Raw genomic sequence first — 1,643 nt, forward strand, 5'->3', positions numbered from 1 at the left:
GTGTTGGGGTGTGGGTCGCGGGTTGGGTTGGATGATGATTTCTTCGTGTTGGGTGGTAATTCGCTCAATGCGACCAGGCTCATCAGCCGCATCAACGCAGACCGAGGCACTGACATACCGTTGCGAGCGATCTTCGACTCACCGACGGTAGCCGAACTCGCTGCAGTCCTCGACGCTTCGGTGTCCTCGAATCGGCCGGCGCTGACAGCTCGGGAACGTCCGTCGACGATCCCGTTGTCACCGGCTCAGTCGCGTATGTGGTTCCTCAACCGCTTCGATCCCGATTCGTCGGCGTACAACATGCCGGTGGTGCTTCGCCTTTCAGGAGACCTCGACGTGTCGGCACTCGCTGCGGCAGTGGGTGACCTGGTGCGTCGCCATGAGGTGCTCCGGACGGTGTATCCGGAAGTGGACGGCATCGGTTTCCAGAGAATTCTCTCGCCTGATGACGCGCCCGTCGAACTGACGACCGAGCGGGTGTCCGAAGGCGTTCTCCTCGAACGAGTTTCCGAGGTGCTCGGAGCATCGTTCGACGTCACGTCCGAGATCCCCATGCGGGCCCACCTGTTCGAGGTTGCCGAGTTCGAGTTCGTTCTGGCGATGACGGTGCATCACATTGCGGGTGACGGTTTCTCGATGGGGCCGTTGACGCGTGATGTGATGGTGGCGTACGAGGCGCGGTCCAGGGGTGCGGTGCCGTCGTGGGCGCTGCTGGAGGTGCAGTATGCGGATTATGCGTTGTGGCAGCTCGAGACGTTGGGTTCGGAAGAATCGTCGAAGTCGCTGATCTCGCGACAACTCGACTTCTGGGGCACCGCTCTCGATGCAATACCGTCGGTGATCGATCTACCGCTGGACCGGCCGCGGCCGGCGGAAGCCTCCGGCCGCGGAGCCGTCTACTCTGCACATCTGAGTCCCGAAGTGAACGAGCAACTGGAGAAGGTCGCACGTGAACACGGCGCTACGCCGTTCATGGTGTTGCATGCCGCTCTCGCTGTTGTGCTTTCGCGCTACAGCGGTGAATACGACGTGGTTGTGGGAACTCCTGTTGCAGGCCGAGGAGAACGTGCACTCGACGATCTGGTCGGCATGTTCGTCAATACCCTCGCATTGCGTGCCGTGGTGTCGCCCGGCGCTCGTTTCGCGGAATTGCTCGAGTCGGTTCGAGAATTCGACCTCCAGGCGTTCGAGAACGCCGACGTGCCGTTCGAGCGCCTGGTGGAGGTACTCGATCCAGTTCGTTCACAGTCGTACTCACCCATTTTCCAGGTCAGTTTGACCCTGCAGAACATCGCCTTGACCGAACTCGAGTTCGACGGCATACGTATCGCCGAAGTCGACAACGTTGTGGCCACTACACAGTTCGACCTGGACTTCGTGTTCAACGAAGTACTCACCGCCGACGGGTCTCGCGGCGGTCTGAACCTACACCTGACCTATGCCACCGATCTCTTCGACGAGGCAACCGCAGGGCGGTTGGTCGATGCATATGTCGCGGTGGTGAGCGCTGCAGTGGCGGACACGTCCACGATCGTCGAGACGTTCGAGGTGGAGTCTGTGGTTGAGCGTGGGTTGGTGTTGGGGGGTGTGAATGTTACGGATCGTTGTGTTGATGATGTGACGTTGGCGGGTTTGGTGGCGGC

1 protein-coding gene is annotated in these 1,643 nt (G+C 60.7%); it reads left to right on the top strand.

Annotation, left to right across the window (positions count from 1 at the left end; genetic code table 11):
* Nucleotides 1-45 precede the first annotated feature (45 nt).
* The coding region (locus ACFT1A_RS30940; RefSeq protein ID WP_378450105.1) for a condensation domain-containing protein at nucleotides 46-1,643 on the top strand (1,598 nt) is incomplete at its 3' end.

Source organism: Rhodococcus sp. NPDC057135 (genome assembly GCF_042670865.1).
Taxonomy (GTDB): domain Bacteria; phylum Actinomycetota; class Actinomycetes; order Mycobacteriales; family Mycobacteriaceae; genus Rhodococcus_F.